7 protein-coding genes are annotated in these 7,132 nt (G+C 56.2%); all 7 read left to right on the top strand.

All coding sequences use genetic code 11. The features are described from left to right. On the top strand, positions 1-488 hold a 488-nt coding region (locus B3P58_RS12430), incomplete at its 5' end, for an acetyl-CoA carboxylase biotin carboxyl carrier protein subunit (RefSeq protein WP_286717832.1). Beyond that, on the top strand, positions 485-1,411 hold the full coding sequence (locus B3P58_RS12425) for a hydroxymethylglutaryl-CoA lyase (protein ID WP_286717830.1): 927 nt from the start codon (positions 485-487) through the stop codon (positions 1,409-1,411). The genes B3P58_RS12430 and B3P58_RS12425, both read left to right, overlap by 4 nt. Positions 1,412-1,491: 80 nt before the next feature. Then, positions 1,492-1,959 carry an REP-associated tyrosine transposase gene (locus B3P58_RS12420; RefSeq protein WP_286717828.1) on the top strand — a complete coding sequence of 156 codons (468 nt, stop codon included), beginning with the start codon at positions 1,492-1,494 and terminating at the stop codon, positions 1,957-1,959. Between the two features lie 82 nt (positions 1,960-2,041). After that, entirely contained in the window at positions 2,042-4,096 is a 2,055-nt protein-coding gene (locus B3P58_RS12415; protein ID WP_286717827.1) for an acetoacetate--CoA ligase, read from the top strand. After that, positions 4,089-4,868 (top strand): enoyl-CoA hydratase-related protein, encoded by a 780-nt coding sequence (locus B3P58_RS12410; RefSeq protein ID WP_286717826.1) that lies wholly within the window; start codon positions 4,089-4,091, stop codon positions 4,866-4,868. Before B3P58_RS12415 ends, B3P58_RS12410 begins: the two co-directional genes overlap by 8 nt. A gap of 112 nt (positions 4,869-4,980) precedes the next feature. Beyond that, on the top strand, positions 4,981-5,331 hold the full coding sequence (locus B3P58_RS12405) for a hypothetical protein (protein WP_230331764.1): 351 nt from the start codon (positions 4,981-4,983) through the stop codon (positions 5,329-5,331). A gap of 184 nt (positions 5,332-5,515) precedes the next feature. Next, a complete protein-coding gene (locus B3P58_RS12400) occupies positions 5,516-7,132 on the top strand; it encodes a DUF4105 domain-containing protein (protein ID WP_286717823.1) in 1,617 nt (538 codons plus the stop codon).

Below are 7,132 nucleotides of genomic sequence, written 5' to 3'. Positions count from 1 at the left end.
GTCTGGACAGAAATCAGAGCTGGAACCTGCAGTTGGCCGATCACAGTGTGCAGATTCAGGGGCGCTTGGAGCTTAAGGGTCAGGCCGGTGATATCCGCCTGCTGCAGCTGGAGGCGCGGGTAAACGGTCAGCAGCAATCGCTGCCGCTGGCACTGAGCGAGCATGAACTGCTGCTGTTTCTGCCGCAGGGCAGTCAGCGCTTTGTGCGTAGCCGCTGGCTGGGCGAGCAGGCACAGGATGATCATGGCGGTCTGACCGCACCCATGGCCGGTCAGGTGCTGGAGGTTAAAGTGCAGCCGGGCGAACAGGTTGAAGCCGGTCAGGTGCTGATGATTATGGAAGCAATGAAAATGGAGCATAGCATCCGCGCGCCGCAGGCCGCGCTGGTGCAGGCGGTGCTGTATCAGGCCGGTGATCAGGTAGCCGAAGGCACTGAGCTGTTGCAGCTGGAGATAACTGAAGAGGCAGCAGCGGAGGCCGACGCATGATGCAGCGGGCACATCCGGACAGCGTGCGCATTGTCGAAGTCGGCGCGCGCGATGGTTTACAGAATGAAGCGCAGGCGCTCAGTGTTGAGCTGCGCTGCGAGCTGATTGAACGGCTGGCCGCCGCAGGCCTGCGTCATATCGAGGCTGGTAGTTTTGTCTCGCCCAAATGGGTGCCGCAGATGCAGCACAGCGACCGCGTACTGCTGCAGCTTAAGCGTCAGCCCGGCGTGCGCTATGCCGCCCTCACCCCCAATCTGCAGGGACTGGAAGCGGCGCTGGCGGCCAACGCCTCGGAGGTTGCGGTGTTTACCGCCGCCTCCGATGCCTTCACCCAGAAGAACATTAACTGCAGCGTGGCGCAGAGCCTGGAACGTATCCGCCCGGTGCTGGAACATGCGCGCACGGTTGGTCTGCAGGTGCGCGGTTATGTCTCCACCGTGATGGGTTGTCCTTATCAGGGTGAGGTGCCGGTGCAGGCGGTGGTCGATGTGGCGCAGGCGCTGCTGGATATGGGCTGCTACGAAATTTCACTGGGTGACACCATTGGTACCGGCAGCGTGCCGCAGACGCAGAATCTGATCCGCGCGCTGGCACTGCATATGCCGGTGTCGCAGCTGGCGGTGCACTTTCACGATACCTATGGTCAGGCGCTGGCCAATATTTACGCCGCGCTGGAGCTGGGCATCCGCACCGTCGACAGCTCGGTTGCCGGACTGGGCGGCTGCCCTTATGCCGCCGGGGCATCGGGCAATGTTGCCAGCGAAGATGTGCTGCGTCTGGTCGAAGGCCTCGGTCTGCATACCGGTATCGACGCGCAGCTGCTGGCAGCAACCGGGCAGTGGATCAGCGACCAGCTGCAGCGCCCGAATGGCAGTCAAAGCGGCCGCGCGCTGATCGCGACTGAAAGTCGCTCCCACAAATAATGGCATTGCCGGTAGGAGTGGCTTTCAGCCACGATGAGATAGCTGTAAGAGACAGGCAATAAAATAAACAGGAGGCAAGGATGCCTGCCAGTCACCGTTTACGAAAAGGACGTTACTCGACTGAAGGTGGGATCTACCTGCTGACAAGCACGACGGTTAACCGCCAGCCGTTTTTTACCGATCCGCTGTTGGCTACTGCCGCCGCCCGGTGTTTCATACGGCCAGAGTTACTTAAATCGTCGGCATTGCTCTGCTGGGTATTGATGCCTGACCATGTGCACTGGCTGTTGCAGCTGGGTCAGGATGATGACTTGTCTGCCTGGGCTCAGCGCATGAAGGCGGTCAGTGCAATGGAGATGAACCGTCTTCGCGGATGCAAAGAGAGTGTCTGGCAATCCGGTTTTCACGACCGTGCCATCCGGCGCGAAGAAGACGTTCTCCCTGCCGCACGCTATATCGTCGCCAATCCTCTGCGTGCCGGGCTGGTAAGGCGGGTCGGAGATTATCCCTACTGGGATGCAATGTGGCTGCAGACTGATCGCGACTGAAAGTCGATCCCACAGTAGGAGTGGCTTTCAGCCACGATGTTCTAATCACGATGCTCTGACAATAACGAGGACAGGACAACCAATGACAGAACAGCAACAACCGCTCTGGACGCCCTGCGCCGGACGCCGTACCGCCTCGCAGATGCAGGGCTTTATTAACTGGCTGGAGCGCACCAGTGGTCACCGGTTCAGCGACTACGATGACCTGCATTTATGGAGTACCCACGAGCGCGAAGATTTCTGGCAGGCGATCTGGGACTACTGCGATGTGATCGCCAGCCATGAGGCGACGGCTGTGCTGAGCGATGGCGATAAGATGCCCGGCGCACGCTGGTTTGAGGGCGCGCGGCTGAACTTCGCTGAAAACCTGCTGGCACCGGCGCAGAACCCCGCGTTCCGCCATAAAGCCGCACTGGTATTCCGCAACGAAGATCCGGCCCAGCGCCGCAGCCTGACCTACGCCGAACTCTATACCCAGGTGGCGAAGCTGGCGCAGGCCATGCGCGCAGCGGGTGTTGAAGCTGGTGACCGCGTGGCGGCCTTTATGCCCAATGTGCCGGAAACCGTGATTACCATGCTGGCGGCAGCGTCGATTGGCGCGCTGTTCTCCTCCTGTTCGCCGGACTTTGGCCTGCAGGGCGTGCTTGATCGTTTTGGCCAGATTCAGCCCAAGCTGCTGATCGCGACTCAGGGTTATTTATACGCCGGTAAAACTATCGACTGTGGTGAGCGCGTGGCCGCTATCCGCGATGCGCTGCAATTACCGCCGCAGCAGCTGATTTCGGTGCCTTATCCGGGGCTGGCGCTGAGCAAACCTCAGGGTTCGGTGAGCTGGCAGGATTTTATCACCTCGTCGCAGCAGCAGTGGTCAGAGGATGATATTGAATTCGCCCAGCTGCCGTTCGATCAGCCGCTGTATATCCTTTACAGCTCCGGCACTACCGGCGTACCCAAGTGCATCGTCCATGGTGCTGGTGGAACGCTTTTGCAGCATCAGAAAGAGCTGCGTCTGCATACCGATGTGCGCGCCGATGACGTGCTGTTTTACTTTACGACCTGCGGCTGGATGATGTGGAACTGGCTGGTTTCCGGCCTGGCCACCGGTGCCACGCTGGTGCTGTTCGACGGCTCGCCTTTTCACCCGGTGCCCGATGTGTTGTGGAAGATGGCCGCCGAAGAAGGCATCACCATTTTCGGCACCAGCGCCAAATACCTGTCGGCGCTGGAGAAAGCCGGCATAAAACCGGCGCAGTTACATCTGCAACAACATCAGCAAGGAAAGCCGCATAAAGTGCGCACCCTGCTCTCCACCGGTTCGCCGCTGGCGCATGAAAGCTTTGATTATGTGTACCGCGATATCGGCGCCGATATCGCGCTGTGTTCCATCTCCGGCGGTACCGACATCATCTCCTGTTTTGCGCTGGGTAACCCCTTGCTGTCGGTCTATCGCGGTGAGCTGCAGTGCGCAGGTCTGGGCATGGCGGTGGAAATCTGGGACGACGAAGGCCGTGCGCTGGCACCGGGCGAAAAAGGCGAACTGGTGTGTACCAGAGCCTTTCCGTCGATGCCGGTTGGCTTCTGGAATGACCCCGACGGGCAGAAATATCACGATGCTTATTTCAGCCGCTATAGCGCACAAAAGCCTGATGGCGTCTGGGCTCATGGAGATTACGCCGAACGTGTCGCGCATCATGGCAAAGACAGCGGTGAAACCGCCGGGCTGGTTATTCACGGCCGCTCCGACGCGGTACTCAACCCCGGTGGTGTGCGCATAGGCACCGCCGAAATTTACCGTCAGGTAGAGCAGCTGGACGAGGTGCTGGAAAGTCTGGCCATTGGTCAGCCCTGGGCCGGTGATGTGCGCGTGGTGCTGTTTGTGGTGCTGAATAATGGCCAGACACTGGATGATGCGCTGCGCGATAAAATCCGTAGCCAGATCCGCAGTCACTGCACGCCGCGCCATGTGCCGGCGAAGATTATTCAGGTGGCGGAACTGCCGCGTACCATCAGCGGTAAGCTGGTGGAGCTGGCGGTGCGCAATGTGGTGCAGGGTTTGCCTGTTAAAAATACCGACGCCCTGAAAAACCCGGAAGCGCTGCAACACTTCCGCGATCTGGAGGAACTGCAACATGACTGATCACAGCGCACACCTGACTCTGGAATTATGCAAAGACGACAGCGGTGCCGAAAGCATCGCCCTGCTGACGCTGAACCGGCCGGATATTAAAAACGCCATTTCCGATGGCGAAGTGATCGACGCCATCGAACAGACGCTGGCCCAGGTTAACGACCGTCAGGATATTAAGGTCGCGGTATTTACCGGTGCCGGAAAAGTGTTCAGCGGTGGCGGAAATATCAAGGCGATGCAGCAGCGCAGCGGTATGTTTGCCGGCGATGCACAACAGCTGACAGCCAATTACAAAGCCTTTATTCAGCGTATCCCGCTGGCGTTTGCCCAGCTGGAAATTCCCATTATCGCCGCGGTTAATGGCCCGGCGGTGGGTGCCGGTAACGATATGGTGTGCATGTGCGATGTTGCCATTGCCAGCGAGCAGGCGACCTTTGCCGAAAGCTTTATCAAACTGGGGATTATTCCCGGCGATGGCGGTGCCTGGTTATTACCGCGCCGTATCGGTATGCAGCACGCGCTGGAAATGGCGCTCACCGGGCGCACATTTTCGGCTGACGAAGCACTGCGCATGGGACTGGTCAGCCGTGTGGTGCCACACGCTCAGCTGCTGGGCAGTGCCCTAGGTCTGGCGCGGCAGATGGCCACCAACGACGCCCGCTGCCTGCGGGAAACCAAGCGCCTGTTTAATGCCGCCCGCAGCCAGACCTTAGAGCAGGCGCTGGATGATGCCGCGCAGATTCAGGGGCAGCTGCATCATGCACCGGGGTTTAAGTTGTAATAATGACGTTGCCTGAGTCGGTCAGGATGATTTCAATTGCGGCAGGGAGTGATCTTCATATAATGAGTCCGCACTCAGGATTTACGTTTAAATAAAACAAGGATTTAGCTGAATGAAAGCCATTAAAATTGCGGTAATGATGTTTGCAGCCTCTCTGGCCGGCTGTGCCACGCTGTTTTCCGAAGACTATGCAACCATTAATGTTTCTACCTCTAATGGTAAAAAGGTTGATATTACCGTTGACGGTCAGAACTACACAGCTCCGACGACTGTGAAGCTGGAAAAAGATGGTTCAACCAAAGTTATCGCAACCCAGGACAGCAGCTGCGCATCGTCGACTGCCGTACGGAAAAAGCTGGAGGTGGTAACCTTCATCAACGTTTTCTCTACCACCGGTTTCACCACTGATGCCGCTACCGGCTCGATGTGGACCTATGACAACGCGGTAATTGATTGTCAGTAAACCGATGTTGACTGAGCCGATAAAGGGGAGCCTGCGGGCTTCCTTTTTTTTGTTTGTATGGTTTTTATTCGCATGCAACTCCGCGTTCGCCAGAGATGCTGTACCGGGCTGGCTGAATGATCGCTGGCTTTCGTTACTGCATACAAAAGACGGAACTCCCACGATTACCGACCCTGCGTTTATTTTGACGCAGGACGATTATTCTCCTGAGAGGGAGTGGCAGGCAACGCTCAGGCTATTCGCGCAGCAGCCGCAGGCAATCTGTCGCTTTCCTGCCCGCTATAGTCTGTTACAGCAAAGCGGTGCCAGCCTGCCTGAGTTTCCTGATTGTCCGGAGTACCGGGTTTTTCTGCAGCGTGTTCCGGTTGATCAGATCAGCGTTATTTATGCATCTGAGAATCTGACCAGCCCAAGCAGTATGCTTGGCCATGCCATGCTGGCTGTTGAAGGACTGCGGGATGATGGCTTCTATGCCCGTCATTCGGTGTCATTTTTTACCGTACTCGACAGCATTAACCCCATAAAATTGCTTTGGGAAACACTGGTCACAGGCAAAGAAGGCTTCTTTCTGGTTAAACCCCTGCGCGCACATTTCGAATTTTATAATCTGGCAGAGCAGCGCAATGTCTGGCGCTATGAACTTGATCTGGATGAGGGGCAGCGTGCCTTGTTGCAGGCCCATCTGTGGGAATTACGTTCCGTTAATATGGATTATTTTTTCCATACACAGAACTGCGCCACAGTATCCGCTGACCTGATCCGTCTGGTTATTCCGCAACTGGAAAACAGTAACTGGGTCACTCCTATTGATCTGGTCAAAGCGGTAAACCGCAGCGGAAAAATTAAAAGCATAGAGATAACGCCGGCAGCCAAATGGCGTGTACGCATGCTTGAGGATACTGTGCCGCAGGAATTGCAGGATGTGGTTTATCAGTGGCAACAGGGTGAAATTGATAAGCTGCCTCAGGTCAGTGGTAAAGAAGGCTTTCTGCTGCGTGAAATGGCAAACGCTGTGCTGGATTACAGAGAGCAGACTGGCACTGACGGTACGGAACAGAGCAGGAAAAAAACCGAAATACTGCGTCAGAGTATCCCCGACTCGCCAGAATTTTCTGACTATGAACTGACACTCGATAATTATCGTTCGCCACTGAAAACACCGGAAGATGCACATTACTCATTCGGCTATCAGCGTACAGAAAAAAGCGACTGGTTAAGCCTTCAGTGGTTGGCGGTAGGTCATGGCATTGAAGATGACAACCGCCAGTATTTCGCTGAGAACGAATTAAAACTGTTTGATTTGTCGTTGCGCGCATCACCACAGCATGAAGCATTACGTCTTAATCATCTGCAATTGTATTCAGCCCGTTCCCTGACTCCGTGGGATCGTTTCACTGGTGGCGTTTCGGGGGATTTCCGCGTTGGGTTTTATTCACTTGCTGACGATAATCTGCAGCGACAAACAGCCTTCAATATTCATGGCGGTGCCGGTATCACCCTGGCTGCGTCAGCTGACCTGCGCGTGTATGCACTGTTGAATGGTGGTTGGTACCGGAATAACGATGCCGATTTTCTCTACGCCGAACCGGAAGTGGGGGCTTATCTGTACGAAGTCTTTGGTATGAAAAGCTGGCTGCGCTACCAGCCCAGATTTGCCCCGGACCGCAAAGTACAGCAACAGCTGACACTGACGCACAGTATTGCACTGGAGGGATCAGCCTTAATTGCTGAAGTATCCAGCCTTGCTGTTGATGGCAAATATGAGCATGTCGCCAGCGTTAACTGGCGCTGGTATTTCTGA

Origin of the sequence: Thalassolituus sp. UBA2009 (genome assembly GCF_002335285.1) — a bacterium.
Lineage (GTDB): Bacteria > Pseudomonadota > Gammaproteobacteria > Pseudomonadales > Oceanobacteraceae > Venatoribacter > Venatoribacter alkanivorans.
Note: the sequence above shows the minus strand (reverse complement) of the source record. Positions and strands in the feature narration are given on the sequence as shown.

Coding starts and splice junctions, on each gene's coding strand:
- B3P58_RS12425 (WP_286717830.1), top strand. CDS start 485: ATGATGCAGCGGGCACATCCGGACAGCGTGCGCATTGTCGAAGTCGGC.
- B3P58_RS12420 (WP_286717828.1), top strand. CDS start 1,492: ATGCCTGCCAGTCACCGTTTACGAAAAGGACGTTACTCGACTGAAGGT.
- B3P58_RS12415 (WP_286717827.1), top strand. CDS start 2,042: ATGACAGAACAGCAACAACCGCTCTGGACGCCCTGCGCCGGACGCCGT.
- B3P58_RS12410 (WP_286717826.1), top strand. CDS start 4,089: ATGACTGATCACAGCGCACACCTGACTCTGGAATTATGCAAAGACGAC.
- B3P58_RS12405 (WP_230331764.1), top strand. CDS start 4,981: ATGAAAGCCATTAAAATTGCGGTAATGATGTTTGCAGCCTCTCTGGCC.